The sequence below is a fragment of the Flavobacterium sp. genome (genome assembly GCF_024642105.1).
Lineage (GTDB): Bacteria > Bacteroidota > Bacteroidia > Flavobacteriales > Flavobacteriaceae > Flavobacterium.
Genome location: NZ_JAHEBT010000055.1, coordinates 231,060 through 247,764, shown reverse-complemented (window position 1 = coordinate 247,764; position 16,705 = coordinate 231,060). Strand labels below are relative to the sequence as shown.

At 35.5% G+C, this 16,705-nt stretch carries 9 protein-coding genes; all 9 read right to left on the bottom strand.

Annotated features, from left to right (window positions below):
• Positions 1-6: 6 nt before the first annotated feature.
• The 9 genes from Q0L65_RS12095 to Q0L65_RS12055 all read right to left on the bottom strand — a co-directional run bounded on the left by Q0L65_RS12095 (position 7) and on the right by Q0L65_RS12055 (position 16,704).
• On the bottom strand, positions 7-1,152 hold the full coding sequence (locus Q0L65_RS12095) for a sialidase family protein (RefSeq protein ID WP_296686722.1): 1,146 nt from the start codon (positions 1,150-1,152) through the stop codon (positions 7-9).
• Positions 1,153-1,271: 119 nt separating this feature from the next.
• On the bottom strand, positions 1,272-4,028 hold the full coding sequence (locus tag Q0L65_RS12090; protein WP_296686719.1) for a glycoside hydrolase family 78 protein: 2,757 nt from the start codon (positions 4,026-4,028) through the stop codon (positions 1,272-1,274).
• 9 nt (positions 4,029-4,037) lie between these two features.
• Positions 4,038-5,606: a glycosyl hydrolase family 65 protein gene (locus Q0L65_RS12085; protein ID WP_296686716.1), complete on the bottom strand. Its 1,569-nt coding sequence runs from the start codon at positions 5,604-5,606 to the stop codon at positions 4,038-4,040.
• Positions 5,607-5,620: 14 nt separating this feature from the next.
• Positions 5,621-8,095 (bottom strand): glycoside hydrolase family 95 protein, encoded by a 2,475-nt coding sequence (locus Q0L65_RS12080; RefSeq protein ID WP_296686713.1) that lies wholly within the window; start codon positions 8,093-8,095, stop codon positions 5,621-5,623.
• Positions 8,079-9,503, bottom strand: a complete 1,425-nt coding sequence (locus Q0L65_RS12075) for an acetylxylan esterase (RefSeq protein ID WP_296686710.1) — start codon at positions 9,501-9,503, stop codon at positions 8,079-8,081. The genes Q0L65_RS12080 and Q0L65_RS12075 overlap by 17 nt, the downstream gene beginning before the upstream one ends.
• A 19-nt stretch (positions 9,504-9,522) precedes the next feature.
• Entirely contained in the window at positions 9,523-12,318 is a 2,796-nt protein-coding gene (locus Q0L65_RS12070; RefSeq protein WP_296686706.1) for an alpha-L-rhamnosidase, read from the bottom strand.
• Between the two features lies 1 nt (position 12,319).
• Complete coding sequence (locus tag Q0L65_RS12065; RefSeq protein ID WP_296686704.1) at positions 12,320-14,194, bottom strand: six-hairpin glycosidase; 1,875 nt, start codon at positions 14,192-14,194, stop codon at positions 12,320-12,322.
• 3 nt (positions 14,195-14,197) lie between these two features.
• Positions 14,198-15,121, bottom strand: coding sequence for a glycoside hydrolase family 43 protein (locus Q0L65_RS12060; protein ID WP_296686701.1), 924 nt, complete (start codon positions 15,119-15,121; stop codon positions 14,198-14,200).
• Entirely contained in the window at positions 15,121-16,704 is a 1,584-nt protein-coding gene (locus tag Q0L65_RS12055) for a glycoside hydrolase family 28 protein (protein WP_296686698.1), read from the bottom strand. Before Q0L65_RS12055 ends, Q0L65_RS12060 begins: the two co-directional genes overlap by 1 nt.
• Position 16,705: the final 1 nt, after the last annotated feature.

Below are 16,705 nucleotides of genomic sequence, written 5' to 3'. Positions count from 1 at the left end.
TCATTATTATTCCTCTTGGTTAACTGTTGAAACCGTTGTTTTATTTTTATTCCCAGGCCAAATTCCTTTTTTTATTGGCAAAGCCACTAATTTTGAAGGATCAATTTTAACATACTTTATACGTTCTCTACGCCAAGTGTACACCACATGAACCATTCCATCTGAACTTTGGATTATAGACGGATACGAATATTGGCTAATTTTTGAATCTTCTAAAATTAAAGCCGCATTCCAATGAATTCCATCCTTAGAAACCGATAAATTTAGAGGAGTTCTTGGTCCTTTTGCTAAATCCCCAGGGGGTAAAACATGATTATACACTAACAAATGAGTTCCACTTTTTAAAGTTACGGCATCTGTTCCTGAATTATTATTGGGCAACTCTAACAATTTTAAATCAGACCATGTTAGCCCATTATCATTTGACCAAGTGGAAGCTAAAGCTCTGTTTCTAGTTCGTGCAATCGCTTGTATTTTTCCTCCCTCATGAAAAAGAATACTAGGCTGAATAGCATTAATTTTATCTTTTCCTCTTGATAATGTGTCGCTCATTTGCCATGTTTTACCAAAATCAGGTGTCGATTCCATTCGCAATCTCCATCCATCTCCTTCGATACTCGAAGGACATAATAGAGTCCCATTACTTAATAAAACAGGTTTATTCTTAATAGGTCCTAAAAAATCTTTAGGCATCGTACTTGGTTTAGACCACGTTTTCCCATTGTCTGAAGATGTCATAAACATACCCCACCATTCTGATGGTTTTGGACCTATTTTATAAAACAACATTAAATCGCCTCCCGGAATTTGGTACAAAACAGGATTCCAAGTTGGGTAACGCAATGTCGCATTCATCACTCCATCTGCTACTTGAATGGCTTCTGTCCAGGTGTCGCTATTTTTTTGTTTTCGGCTTACCCAAATCGTCACATCTGGATTTCTCTCAGCAGTTCCTCCAAACCATGATGCTACCAAATCGCCGTTAGAAGCCTCAACAATTGTTGAAGCATGACAGGAAGGATAAGGTGCTTTTTCATAAATAAACTCATCTACCAATATCCCTTCCTTCCAAGTTTTTTTATTTAAAGCAGTTTTGCAACTATATAAAAACAGTACACAAAGAAATACTACTGCTATTTTTACTATTTTCATTACGATTTAATTATTTAATTCATTCTAAGCCAATTGGTTGTTTTCAGCTCTATTTATTGTTGGAAAGTTAGGATTTACTTGGCTTGAATGTATCCTGTACTATCCTGAGCTTACAAAAATTAAGGCACTACATCTATAGTATATGTTCCTGATGACAAATTCAACACAAGCTTATTTTTTTCAATGATAAAAGAATGTTCATTGCCTAAACCCTGATTATTCAATTTCACCTTTGAAACAACAGTTGTTGGTAGGTATACTTGAGCTGATGTATTAGCAGGAACAGTAACTTCCCAATGCAATTTCCCTTTAGTTTTTTTCCAACTACTCTTAATAACTCCATATATAGACTCATAAGAAGCTTTCACATAACTTAATCCTTCAACAAAATCGGGATTCATTATAATTTCTTTAAATCCAACCGACTTACTACTACTCTTAATACCAGCGATATTCTCATAGTACCAAATCAACAAATCACCTAACAACATCACGTGATTCTGAGAATTCATTTTAGGGTCAGCAGTATTTCCATTCCATAACTCCCAAATGGTAGTGGCTCCATTTTTAGTCATATATCCCCAACTTGGGTAAGTGGTATTGGATGCCAATTGATAGGATAAATCAGGTCTTCCAAATGCAGATAATGTTCGCATTAAAAACTGAGTTCCAATGACCCCTGTACTAATATGCCCTTTATTAGTAACCTCAATTTCATGTACAATGTTTTGAAAAACTTTATCTTCAAACTGATTAGACACCATTCCAAATGCTAATGGAAGTAAATTGGCAGTTACAGTATTGTTAGCGTATTGGTTGTTTTTTGGGTTAAAAAATTTAGCATTGAATGCCAATTTAATCCTTTGCGCTAAGTTTTCATAATACAATACATCAGAATTAGACTGCTCCGTAAGTGTTGCAAACTTTTTCATGATTTGTAACAAATGATAATAATAAGCACTCGCTATCAATTCGCCATTGGTTGTTCGAGCTGGATCTTTTGAATGAATTAATTCTAATGATTCTGGTGGCACACACCAATCTCCGTATGTATCTTTAGTTATTAAATCATTGACCAAATAATTGGATTCCATATACACTATCCACTTTTTCATTGATGAATAATGTTTTTCAATTACTTTTTTATCGGCATATTGCTGGTACAACATATCAGCAACCGTAATATAAGTTCCTGGCCAAGTTACATTATCTCCATAATATCTAAAATAAGCTGGAGCAACATCTGGAATTGCTCCATCAGGCGTTTGCGCATTTTTTATATCTTCTAACCATTTAGCATATAGGGTTTGATTATCAAATAAAAAACTTTCCCCATATGCCCCTGTAGTTCTATCTCCTAACCACGGTTGACGCTCATTACGTTGGGGACAATCAACAGGCATTCCTTTATAATTTCCGCTAATTCCCCAAAAAGCATTTTTAAAGATATGATTTAAGGTAGCATCTGAACTCTCAAAACTCCCCACTGTTTTTATGTCATCATACACCATTTTCCCTTTAAAATCCTCCAAACTCGGTTTTGAGTTAAATCCTGAAAGCTCAACAAATCGAAATCCATGATATACAAATTTAGGTTCCCAAACTTCCTCTCTTTGACCTTTAAGAATATAAGTATCTGTTGATTTAGCATCTCTCAAATTATCTCTATAAAGTGTCCCATCCGATTTTAAAGATTCAGCAAAACGAAGCGTTATTTTGTCTCCAGCATTCCCTTTTACCCTAATTTGTAACCATCCTACCATATTTTGCCCCATATCTAAAATATAAGACCCAGTTGTAGTTGGTTGAATGGAAATAGGATTCACTTCAGCCATAACATTCATATTAGGAGTCATTTGTGCCTCATAAAACCCACCTGGTTCTTGAACATAATGTGCAGTTGTCCAAGCTGAATCATCAAATTTAGAAGTACTCCATCCTTGCAATTCTTTTCGTGCATCATATTCCTCTCCATCATATTCATTATTTGAAACGATAGGCCCTTGATTTGTCAGTTTCCAAGAATCATCCGTTCGAATAATTTCATTACTCCCATCAGTATATTCTAAGACAAGTTGTAATGCCATTTTAGGCATCCCAAATGTTTTGATTTTATAGGGTTTATAATCTTGTCGCATATTGAAAAAGCGACCGTTCCCTAAAATAGTCCCAAGAGCATTTTTGCCTTCTTTTAATTGCGAAGTCACATCAAAAACATTGTACTTCACGTTTTTAGTATAATCGGTTGGAACAGGAGCCAAGACCTGATTTCCTATCTTATTTCCATTAACATACAACTCATACAAGCCCAAGCCCATGATATATACTTTTGCTGTTTTAAGTTGTCTTTTAACATCAAAAGATTTTCTCAAATATCGAGCTGATAATCTTGAAAACTGGGAAATGCTGTCTTCTTGCGAAATCTTATCATAACCAATCCATCGAGTGGATTTCCAATCGGCATAAGTTAGTATTCCCATACTAAAATGAGCAATGTCAGTGGCAACTGCTTCTCCTTTATTAGTCCATATTCTTACTTTCCAAAAGGCTTCTTGCCTATTATTCATTTTTTTTCCACTATAGATTACATTGACAGATTCATCACTTACTACCTTACCACTATCCCATAAATCAGGCGTGTTTGTATTAAGTTTTTCTAAAGAAGAAGCTACTGTAATTTGATATGCTATTTGTTTAATCTGATTTAACTTTGATTGTAACACCCAGCTAAAACGAGGTTGTTTTACATCAATCCCTTCTGGATTTGTCAACATTTCTGTTTGCAATTGGCTAATGCTTATTCCGTTTTGAGCAACAGCAGCTAACGAAAAAAACAATACAAAGACCCCAATTATTTTGCTAATAAAATTTCTCATAACACTAACTTATTTTGAAATTATTTGTTCCAATTTTTCTGAAAAAGCAATTTCTTTTCCATTTTTAAATAGTCTAAACCCCTTTCCTCTGTGGTATTTTGTTCCTATTTTGTCCCAAATAATTGTAATCACATTACCATGATATAGCACTCCATCCAAACAAAACCAATCCCATTTATCTTGAGGAATTAATGGATTAACTTCGATGACTTCGTCTACTCTAGGTCGTAAACCCACAAGCCCTGAAATTACTAAATCATTAAATGTTGAATGATTGTAATAACGACTCCTTTCTCTATCTCCCATCAACCAATAGCCCGTTGTTTCGTCTAAATATTCCCCAATATAAGGCTTACCTCTGTAATAATGCGATTCAACATATAAACTAAGTTGTTTAAAATAGTCGGCTTTACCGACATAACTTTGAGTATAATTATTCAACACATTGGCCATAGCAGTCAAGGTTTGAGAAGTAGCGAAAGGCCAAATAGCGCCATCCCATTCGCAAGTACCTGTACCATGAGTTCTAAAACGTGGACTTCTTCTTTCAGCAGTGGTTAAACCAAAAGGAGCTGAGAATCCTTTTTCGTCTTTTAACTGTTCCCACGCTTTTTCAAACCCTCCCTCTTTTTGTGGAAGGTTGAAATACCAAGGAATGAACCCAATCGCTTCTCTTACCTTGGCAATAGTATCTTTTTCTGTTAAAGTTTCAAAAAAAGCATCTTCTGTATTCCATAACTTGGTTTGTACTAACTGTTGCAATGTATCAGATTTGTGTTTGAAATAACTTTCTAATTGAGCATCGCCTTTCAATCCCGCTATTTTAGACAAAGCTTGAGCATTCCCAAACATATAACTATTAATTGTAGGGCGTGCATTTCTGAATTTTCGTGCTCCACTTAAAGACTCCTCCATGCCGTCTTTCACATCAAATTGCCAAAACAAACCGTCTTTTCGTCTTCTATCTCCTTCCCAAGCAGCGTATTCTTGAACCAAATCTGGAAAAATATCTAATAAAAATAGATGGTCTTTATTGACTAAGTAAGCATTATATAATGCGCTTGCATTCCAACTACTGAAATTCCTTAGTTTCTTCATGGGTTTTCCCTCCTGACCTCTATACCATAATCGAATATTTTGTTGTAAATACTTAGAGTCACGCAACCATTTAAATTCACTAATGTGGTGTCCTAAAGCACTACTAATCATATTGTATTTATCAGCATAAGAACGTTGTACCATGAACTCTGAAATAGCATAACCTTGAGGCGTTTTTTTGATGTGTTTTCGAGCCGACCACCAACGGTAATAATAGATTTCCTCAAAATTCTGTTGTGGGCATTCAAAAAATGGAATCGCATTTTTCATCCATACCCAAGCACTATCATTTGGGATGGCTTCTTTTATATTTTCATCTTCCATTGTATTGAAATAATCAACATAATGCTTGAACTGATCTTGTTTCAACACGAGAACTGAATCTCCTTTACCAAATGATGCAGAGGACTTACAATTAGTAGTAAGAATAGCAAGTAAGACTACTATTCCTATGATTTTAAAATTGATTTTTTGCGACATCTTTCCTTATATAATTAGTTTGCAGAAAACAAATAGGTATGACCTGCCTTCATGGCTACATCATATTCATTGTATTTGGCTAATTTAGGCTTTTTAAGTGCTGCCTTATCAGACACAATTGGTTGTTTAACCACTACATCCATAAATAAAGTGTTTGGGTTTTTACCTTTTGCCTTGCTAATTTTAAACGCAGCATTGGCAACCAAATTATTTTCTAAACGCAACCTGCAATTGCCATCCATTTTAGCATGAATTTTCAAACTAGTCACTTTATTGTTTTTCCAAATCATATCAATTTCATATCCACCTCTTGCAACCAAGCCTTTTATATACCCATCTTTCCATACATCTGGTAAGGCTGGTAATAAATGAATGGCGCCTTCATGACTTTGCATTAGCATTTCAGCAATTCCTGCAGTACAACCAAAGTTTCCATCAATTTGAAACGGTTGATGTGCATCCAACATATTAGGATACGTTCCACCTCCTTTTTTCTGGTCGGCTGTGACTAAGTGCATTTGATCTTGTAATAACTTATAGGCATGATTACCATCTAACAAACGGGACCACAAACACACTTTCCAACCCATAGACCAACCTGTTGATTCATCTCCTCTATAGATTAAAGAATTTTTAGCCGCTTCAAATAAGTCAGGTGTTTTGATAGGTGTAATTTGGTTACTTGGAAACAAACCATACAAATGTGAAACATGTCTGTGTTTGTCTTCTGGGTTGTCCCAATCGTCTTGCCATTCTTGTAACTGACTGTGTTTTCCAATTTTCATTGGAGGCATTTTAGCCAAGGCTTGAAGAATTTTTTTAGTATAATTTTCATCAGGCGCAACTAATTTTGAAGCTTCCACAACATGCGTAAATAAATCAAACACTAACTGATTGTCCATTGTTGTACCCGAAGCAATTGTGGCTTTTCCTGTACCGCCAGCGTGAGTATTCTCAGGAGAAACAGAAGGCACCACTACTAAATAACCGGAATTAGGATCCATAACCATAAAATCTAGGAAGAAATCAGCCGCGCCTTTCATTATTGGATAAATTTCTTTTAAGAAATTTTTGTCGCCTGTGTACAAATAACGCTCCCATAAATCTTGGCAAACCCAGGCTCCTCCTGTTGGCCACATTCCTGAAGCGGCATAATCTACTGGAGCTGTTACTCTCCAAATATCGGTATTATGATGCAAAACCCAACCATTAGCACCATACATCTTCTTAGCTGTTTCTTGTCCTGTAATGCTTAGTTCCTTAGCCATTTGAATAAAAGGCTCGTGCATTTCCGAAAGATTAGTGACTTCGGCAGGCCAATAATTCATTTCTGCATTGATATTGGTCGTGTATTTACTATCCCAAGGCGGACTCACCATATCATTCCAAATTCCCTGTAAATTAGCAGGTTGTCCGCCTGGTTGTGAACTCGAAATTAGTAGGTAACGTCCAAATTGAAAATACAAACTGGCTAACTGTGGGTCGAACTGTTTTGAAAAATCACGAATTCGTTCATTAGTTGGTTTTTTTACCAATTCATTTGAACCTAAATCCAATCGAACTCTATTAAAATATTTTTGATAATCAGCTATATGTGATTTTTTAATAGTTTCAAAATCTTTCGTAAGTGCTTGGTTCAAATAGGATTTGCTTTTCTCTATTTCATCGCCCGAAATATCCTGATAGTTCTTGAAATTTGTTGCAATCGAGATATAGAGTACCACCTCATCTGCTTTGTTGATACTAATAATTCCGTTGCTTGTCGTAAGTTCTCCACCTTTATTTTTGGCTTGAATTCGCCCTTGAAACTTCACCTTTCCTTTTTGTCCTTCAAAATTACTGGTAACTCCCGAAAGTAAAATTTGCTCTCCTTCCGTAGCAGGAACTGTCTTATCGATTGGGCTGTTCATGAATACATTACAAGTAATATTACCTGGCTGGCTAGCCGACAGTTTAACCACAATTACTTGGTCTGAAAAAGAGCTCAAAATTTCTCGAACAAATTCTACACCATTTACGGTGTACTTTACCTTAGCAGTTGCATTCTCAATATTTAAATCTCTGTAATAATTGGTATATTTTTGATGTCCTGGAAACGAAATATAAACACTCCCAAAAGTTTGGTACGGCATACCATCATTGGTTTGAGACATGATATCTTGTGTCGCTAACTCTTGCGCTTCATCAAATTTACCATCAAAGATTAATTGCCTAACAATAGGTAAGGCTTTTATTGATTTGGAATGCGCATTGCTATTAGGCGAACCCGCCCAAATCGTTTCTTCATTTAATTGAAGTCTTTCGACAGCAGGGTCTCCAAAAACCATCGCACCCAAACGACCATTTCCTAAAGGTAATGCCTCGTTCCAAATAGCTGCAGGTTTATCATACCAAAGCTTTAATTCTTGTGCGTTTTGCGCAATTGTATTGTGCACACTTAAGCCTAAAAATAGACCTAAAACACAAGCCCATTTATTTCTTAACTTCATATTCTTTATTGTTTTTTTCGCCAAACATTTCATATAATTTGTCAATATCTTTTAACGCAGTAGTCGGAAATTTTTCTCCTTGAGGTCCAAAAACTAACAATTTCTCTTTGGGCTCCATTACACAAGTAGATTCGTCTATTTCTCCTTTTTCATTCTTTACTTTAGCTAAATTTAATCCTAAGTATTTCGCCATAAAAGGATACAAAGCCATTCTTTTAGACACGCCATAATCATGTCCTTCTTTTGGAAAATGAGCATTTTGTACTGCTCCTTTTTGATTGTAAAAACCATACGTTCGTTGAATAAATGGAAATTCAACTTCGGGAACATCTTTGGTCCAATCTTCTCCGTCTGAAATGATTAATTGTGGTCTTGGTGCAGTAATAGAAGCTATTTCTGCATTATTAGTTCCATTGGCACAAAGATGCAATCCGCGACCGCTCTCGCAAGGGCAACCTCCTGAAAAATAAGACGAAACCATCACTACAGGTGCCGAAACAGTTACCCTATCATCCAAAGCGGCTAAAAACATAGTATGTGAACCTCCGCCTGATCCTCCTGTCACTCCTACTCGAGTTGGGTCGGCTTCTTTAAGGCTTGATAAATAATCCAAAAGACGAATCCCACTAAGTACCTCAACTGTAGAAGCAATACTGTTTTGATGTGTTTCTACAGGAAACTGTAACTTTGATTCGCCCCAGGCAAATAAATCGTATCCTACCACAATAGCTCCCATTTTGGCTAGCATTGCACAACGGTATTGCTCATCTTTTCTATATCTTTCGTCAAAAAAATGACCGTCTGGCGTGATAACGATAGGATGTTTTCCTTTTAAAGGGTAAGGTTTATAAATAGAACCCGTTACATACACCCCTGGAAGAATTTCTAAACCAATGTTCTCCACGGTATAATCTCCATAATTTCTTTTTGGAGTGAGTGTTGGCTTACTTTTGGGTGTTGGCGGCGCTTTGTCTAAACCCAAAGAAGTAAACATACATTTTTTAATTTCGGCGCGACGTACTTCCCAATCTTTTGCATTGGAATACAAAGTGGTAAGATAAGCTAACCTGTCTTGACCTTTGGCAGTAGATACTTTATGGTATTCAAATTTTCTAATGATGTATTTTCCATCGGCTTCTTTATAAAAAGTCAAATCAAAAGGCGCCAATAGATTCGTCAAAGAAATCTCTAAATTTCCTTGTTGAATACGCCAATCAGCATAATTCAATTCTTTACCCTCCAATAATTTTCGTTTGTCCTCAATAGTGACATTAAAAATCTTTTCGATTTTTTTAATAGTTTCGACAATTGGTTCAAGAAATTTCTCATCGGAGGTTTGCGCTTGTAATTTTGGAAAAATAAGACTTAAAAATAAGACCCCAATCCATTGTATTTTTTGAACTTTCATTTCCACTTTATTTTTCTATTTATAATTTGCTTTCAATAACATAACTTCCTGATCCTAAATTCAAATTTGAAGTAGTTGTTTTGGTATCAAAATGAACTACTTTTTTTGATTGTTGTAAGGTGATTCCGTTAATTGTAATTATTCTACCTGATTGAATAGGTAATTTAATTGTTGCCGAAGTATTTGCAGGAATTGTAATAGTAAATACGGCTTTATTGTTCACTTTTTTCCATTCGGAAACAATTAAACCGTAGTTGGATTTGTAACTCGACTTTACAAAAGTCAAATCACCTACCAATTCGGGTTGGATAAAGAAATGTTTGAAGCCTGGGTGTTCTGCATCAGGAAGAATTCCTGCTAAACTTTGATACAACCATTCCTCAATTTGCCCTAACATAAAATGATTCCATGAATTTCCTTTTCGAGGATCCCATTGTTCTGTGAGGGTGGTCAAGCCAAACTTAATCTGAAAACCATATCCTGGAGCATCTGTATGATTATGCATTTGGTACAAAACTTCATTTTGATTATTTCTAGCTAATGCTTGAAACAAATACCTATTTCCCACATCGCCTGTGGTTAGTCGGTATCCTTTATTTTTAATATCTTCTAACAAATTAGTTAGCACTGCTTTTCTATTTGAAGGGCTAACAATATCCATAAACAAAGGCACGGCATTACTAAATTGACTTCCGGTTCCATATTGTTTTGTTTCTGGATTAAAAAATGCTTTATTGAAAGCTCCTTTTATGCTATTGGTTAAAGACGAATACTGTATGTAATCTTCCTCTTTATGCAATAATTTTGCTGCTTTTGCTACTAAACTAGCTCCGAAAAAATAATGACTCGTCGCTGAAAGTGCAATGGGACTATTCTTTGAATAACCAGCAGCATGAGGACCATAATCGTACCAATCTCCTAATCCGTGAGATACTATTCCTTCTTTAGAAGTTGTAGTTAAATAATCAACATATTTTTTCATTACGGGATAGTACTTTTCTATCAATGAACTATCGCCATAATATTCATAATACATCCATGGCAAGATTACACCTGCTACGCCCCATTCTGGTGAGTCTGTAAAATCGCCTCCAAAAACAACATACTCAGGCACCACAGAAGGAATCAATCCATTTTCGCGCTGCGCATCAGCAATATTTTGCATCAAACCAGGAATGTAGGTTTGTAAATTATAATTAAAAAATAAACCGGGTCCATTCAAATGAGTCTCTTCTATCCAACCTAATTTCTCACGATGCGGACAATCGGTAAAAACACTTTGAAAATTACTTTTTATCGCATTATTAATTAACTCATGAGCTTTGGTAAAAATTGGATTTGAACACTCAAAAGTTCCTGCTTCACCCGATGAATTATAGACAAAATTGGATGTAATGTCTACTACTAACGGTAAATTCTGTTTCTTAATTTCCTTGTAATTTACATTATCAATTTGAATATACTGATACCCATAATAACTAAATTTCGGTTGCCATTCTTCTATTCCGTCGCCTTTCAAAGTGTACTGATAATAATACGGTTTTCCCGAGCGACCTTGACCAACAGTTCCATCATCATTCAATCCTTCTCCTACCCAAACACGAATAGTTTGCCCTTTATTTCCTTTGACTTTTATAGTTGGAAAACCGGAGACATTTTGTCCCATATTAAACACAAAAGTATTCGGCTGAATTTCTTTAAATTCTTTAACTTGATAGTACTTTTCAATTTGAATAGGAGCAGCAGTTTGAGGAACTAATTTACCTTTAGGAGCCTCTTGAATTACTACTTTTTTCCAGGACTTATCATCAAATTTTGGAGTATCCCATCCAGGTTGTTCCAAATTAGCATTATAATCTTCACCTCCAAAAATACTGTTATACGTAATTGGACTCAGGGAATATTTCCAACTCCCATCCGATTGTACAATCTCTTGACAACCGTCTTCATAGGTCACTTTCATTTTAAAAAACAAAGTAGGTGGGCCAAAACTTACATAAAATTTAGCATACCTTTCAGCCACCATATTGTACATTCCATTACCCAAAAGCACACCAACTACATTTTCACCTTTTTGTAACTCATTTATTGGCACTTCATAAGTGTTGTAGTAAACTGTTTTATCATAATCTGTCCAAAGTGGTGCAAACTGACTATTGCCTACTTTTTTGTTATTAATCGTTAGTTCATAATGTCCTAAGCCCGAAATAAAAACTACAGCTTCTTTGATTTTTTTTGCTATAGAAAATGTTTTTCGCAGCATAATACTCCTACGAGCTAACGAATCAACTGCATTTACAATAGCCTCTTTTTTTTCTTTCTTAAAGGTTACAGCGTGATAATTTCTACCTTCAGGCAAATGGCTATCCGATTTTAAAATAGCTCCAATCCAAGTTGGTTTCAAACCTTTTTCAGCGGGTGCAACCCTAAAAAAAGCATTCTTACTCCAAGTAGAAGCTACATCATTTTGATTCCAAATTTTTACTTTCCAAAAGTATTTGGTCTCTTCGTTTAATGGCTTTCCAGCATAATACACTTGCTGACTTTTGTCTGATTTTATTTTACCACTATCCCAAACATCTCCTTCATTATTTTGAATTTTAGCTTCTGTAGACGATACAAGTACTTGATAGTATTTTTGAGATACATTGCTGTTTTTAGACACTAACTGCCAACCCAATTTAGGTGTTTTTTGATTGACAACTAAAGGGTTTTCAGCCATTTCTATAGTTAAGTGATCCACCGTTACCTGACTCCTTGATTGTAGCGAAAACAAAACACTAAAAAGGATTAGTACCTTACAAACGATTTTCATTTTAAAGGGCTTTAGTGATTAATGACTGAATATTAAATACTGCTTCAGGGATTTCTTTACCTGTGTCTTTCAAATCATCATAGTCCTCAATATCTGCAGGTGTTTCAGGTGTTGGAAACGTACGTGCCTCTCCTGTTCTAAACATAATTCGAGAAAAACCATCTACAGGTGCATAGAATATTTTAGTCGATTCTTTATCATCGTTTACTTTAATGGTATACGAACGTGATGTAACATCTAGTTTCAATGTTACAGTATAAGACTTCCCTGCTTCGTATTTTGTAATCGTATTAAAACGAGCTCCCGTTTTCGTTTTCAAAAGTCCGTCCGAATCAAAAATCAATCGCACCCCAGGAAGTCCTTGTTTATTTTGAAATTCGATTTGTAATAAACCATGATTATTTTGCTCTGGCACTACCGTAAAACTAGCTTCCATTTTTTGAGCAAAAGGAATCACGCGCTCAGCTCTTGCGTAATCAAAAGCATCGTGATCTCTCAAGATCAAGTACTTTTTTCGATCATTTTTCTTTTCGACCTTAGTCGATGCCCAAGACAAACTATACGTGTTCCAAAGTTGTAATTCATCTCCATCGGGCAATTCATTAAAAACATCATGAACATTATCACTTACCGTTTCTGTAATTGGCACAGGGATAGAAGTTACCCAAATATCTTCTTTGTTCATACTGTAACTTACCCATAGTTTTCCATCGGGTGGGATTCCATCACCTTCTGGAATTCCTCTCACATATTGTGGCCCGTACGATTTATAATTTCCACCATAACGCATTGGACTTATTTCTCCGTGTACAAGTAACAAATTTTTGTAATTTAAACCATCATCACTCACAGAGACCGCTAAGGGCCAGCGAAACTCCGAAGGATTGTATACCGTTGCATAGCGATTATCGGATGTTTTTTGTCCCCAAATTTTAGCATTACTGTTCACAAATCCAGGTGCTCTCAATGGACTATATTCCCAAGTTTTTCCCTCATCTAAGGTTATAGAAGTTAAGGCAAATTTCCACAATCCTACTACTTTGCCATTAGGCAGATGGTAATAGTTAAAGGCTTTAAATTGTTTTTTTAACGGAATCAATTCATCATCTCTATCCGCTTCTTCTACCCATTGTTGCATCACTAAGGGCTTTGATAGTAGTTCATCACACGCTTTTACAAATCCTTTGTCTTTACTTTGTTTATAGAATGGAAAAGTGGATTTTGATTGGTCCCAACTTTTGTTGAAACGAATAAAATAAATAGGACCAAAACTACCGTCTTTATGGATTTCTCTCACTACTCGCCCAATCCCTTTACCATCATTAGGATCGTCTTTTTCGTCCATTGCAATACCGTAATAAGCCAAAGTCAGTAATCTTTTTTCTTTGGAAACATAAAATCCCATGCGTTGGTGCATCACTGCATCTAGGTTTTTAGCCACGCCCTCAACACCTTCTTTTTTCCAACCATCTGGAACATGATAAATTGGAAATAACACTTTAGGTTTGTCCCAAGTAGTACCGTCTTTAGACGTCATCAATACCGTTTGTCCTGGTGGAATGTGTTCTCCCACTGGATTACTCAAATATTGTATAAAAAAGGTATTGTTCCAATAGGCCATATTCGTCGCATGGTTATAAGTCCAGCCAAATCCGTCTGCTTTATCCGCATGTTCTCTACTCGCTCTCATAATTTGAGTGGCGTGAACTCCCACCGCCGGACTCAATTGCCCGTGATGATAATCAATATTAGAAAGTGTTTTCCCTACATACCTTACCGTATCTTGCTGAGCGTTTACTGAATAGGTTGTTCCCAATAGTAAAAACAACATGGAAATTACTACAAAGCGTGGGGTTATTTTTTGAGTCACAATCATGTTTTAATGTTTTAGTCTTTCTTTTAATCTTTGTAAAATCGAAGGAGTTATAGTCGTTATTGTACCGTGTTTATGCCCTTCTGGAAATTGTATCTCGGATGAAATAGCTTCAAAATGTTTAAAATCAGTAGTCTTAACGGCTTTATAATTCTTTTGACCATAATTATCGTAATAAATCAACCAATCCGAATCTTTTTTCATCACAGTGGGTCCTTCAGATAAAAAATCAGTAAAAGGCACCGATACATTTTTGTATGGTCCTAAAGGTGATTTTGCAAAAGCTACTTTTAGATTACGCATTGGCCTAGTATTGTCTTTAAAAACTAACACATACTCTTTTTTTGCTTTCTTAACGATAACAGCATCAATACAACTGAAACCAGGATCTAAAAACAATTTAGTTTCTGAAAATGTTTTAAAATCTTTTGTGGTAACATAATACAAACGATGATTGTTTTTTTCTTCTTCTACTCCTTTTTCAAATCGAAATGGAATAGTCGAAGCCCAAACTATGATATACATTTGGTTGGGTTCATCATAAAATAACTCAGGTGCCCAAATATTAACTACTTCTGGTTCGTTTTTCATAACAGGAATGTACTCTTGAGGTGACCAATGAATTAAATCTTTAGAATTAGCATAGCCAAAACCCGTACCTCCTCGCCAATCAGTGGTCCAAACCAAATGGTATACCCCATTGGCTCCTTTTACAATAGAAGGATCTCTCATAATCTTACTTTCGCCAACTTCTGGCTTTAAAAAGGAGCCTCCTAAATTGTTCCAATGGTAACCATCTTCACTATATGCTAAATACAATCCTTCTGTAGCGGGCTCTCTAAAAGAAGTAAAAAGATACACCTCCTTTTCTTTTTGAGAGTAAGAAACACTACAAAAGAGTACCCATATAAAGACACTTATTTTCTTCATTATTCAATTATTGCTTTTTTATTTAAATCCAAGCCTCTTTTAATTACTGTCGTAACCTTATGCAAGAGATTATTTTTTAGAAATACGTCTCGAGTTTGTTTCCCTTCTGCTTGAATAAATAGTGAAGTGGGAACCATCATAAAATTATTAGTAATCACTCCGTTAAAAACATTCTTTAATTGTATTATAGGAACATTTTGAATAGGATTCGCTGTAACTACATTATCCAAAATAAAATTGCTAGTATCTTCTATTTCAAAAGAGGAACCAATACTAGTATTCACTTTAACATCATGAAATTCAATGTCTTTCGAAGTCATAATAGTAAATCCTTCTTGAGCGGTAATAATACTATTAGAAAATGAAATATTTTGAATAGGCATCTCTGTAATCCCACGGAGCGTCCCAGCTTTCTTAACATTAGTCGCCGTTACATTACTAATATGAATGTTTCTAAAAATAGGTGTTCGTTCAGAAACAGGCTCAACTACATTTGATTTATCATAAAACAAATCCATAATTATGGCCTCTTCTTTAATATTATTCATCACGATATTATCCACTCGAATATCCTCAACAATCCCTCCCCGTCCTCTTGCTGATTTAATTCTAATGCCTCTATCGGTACCGTCAAACACACAATTGGAAATGGTTATTTTTTTAATTCCGCCTGACATTTCACTACCAATAACCACTCCGCCATGTCCGCTAAGCATCGTACAATTTGTAATCGTTACATTTTCTGTTGGTCTTCCATATTTTCGTCCGTCTTCATCCCTGCCCGATTTAATGGTAATACAATCATCGCCCACACTGATGTGACAGTTAGAAATATGAACATTTTTACAAGAAGAAGGATTAATTCCGTCTGTATTTGGCGAATGAGGATTAAAAATTGTAACTCCAGTAATTGTTACATTATCACAAAATTCTGGGTTAATGGTCCAAAAAGGCGAATTCTGAAAAGTCACTCCTTCTATTAAGATATTAGAACAATTATAAGCCTGAAAAAAAGAAGGTCTAAAGAACTTTTTATCAATCGTTCTTTGATAATACGGTGAGTACACCAAACCTTTGTTTTGTTCTTCCCACATTTTTTGATATTTAGTAAGCGGAATAGGTTGTTTTGCAGTTTCAATTCGGTACACCTCATTCCACCACGCTTTTCCTTGTCCATCAATTACCCCTCGTCCTTTAATACTAATATTTTGAGCCTCTTTGGCATAAAACAAAGGTGAAAAAGTTTGCATCACAATCCCTTCATAACGCATTGTGACATAAGGCAGGTAATCGTCAAAATTATCTGAAAATTTCAAAAGCGCTCCCGAATCTAAATAAATAGTAATGTTACTTTTCAAATGCAAAGCTCCTGTCAAATATTCCCCAGCCGGGAAAAAAATTGTTCCACCTCCATTTAGAGCCACCTTATCTATCGTCTTTTGAATAGATTCGGTACACTTAATCCCTTTATTATTTGCTCCTTCATTCAGGATATTGTACCAGCCGTCATTATTAGAAAAGGCGGTACTAAAACCTGTTATAAAACAAACAAACGATAGTATAATTCTGTTTTTGAAACTCATC

Bases quoted from the DNA above. Each gene is read 5' to 3' on its own strand.
- Q0L65_RS12095 (WP_296686722.1), bottom strand. From the start codon at position 1,152: ATGAAAATAGTAAAAATAGCAGTAGTATTTCTTTGTGTACTGTTTTTA.
- Q0L65_RS12070 (WP_296686706.1), bottom strand. From the start codon at position 12,318: ATGAAAATCGTTTGTAAGGTACTAATCCTTTTTAGTGTTTTGTTTTCG.
- Q0L65_RS12065 (WP_296686704.1), bottom strand. From the start codon at position 14,194: ATGATTGTGACTCAAAAAATAACCCCACGCTTTGTAGTAATTTCCATG.
- Q0L65_RS12090 (WP_296686719.1), bottom strand. From the start codon at position 4,028: ATGAGAAATTTTATTAGCAAAATAATTGGGGTCTTTGTATTGTTTTTT.
- Q0L65_RS12060 (WP_296686701.1), bottom strand. From the start codon at position 15,121: ATGAAGAAAATAAGTGTCTTTATATGGGTACTCTTTTGTAGTGTTTCT.
- Q0L65_RS12080 (WP_296686713.1), bottom strand. From the start codon at position 8,095: ATGAAGTTAAGAAATAAATGGGCTTGTGTTTTAGGTCTATTTTTAGGC.
- Q0L65_RS12075 (WP_296686710.1), bottom strand. From the start codon at position 9,503: ATGAAAGTTCAAAAAATACAATGGATTGGGGTCTTATTTTTAAGTCTT.
- Q0L65_RS12055 (WP_296686698.1), bottom strand. From the start codon at position 16,704: ATGAGTTTCAAAAACAGAATTATACTATCGTTTGTTTGTTTTATAACA.
- Q0L65_RS12085 (WP_296686716.1), bottom strand. From the start codon at position 5,606: ATGTCGCAAAAAATCAATTTTAAAATCATAGGAATAGTAGTCTTACTT.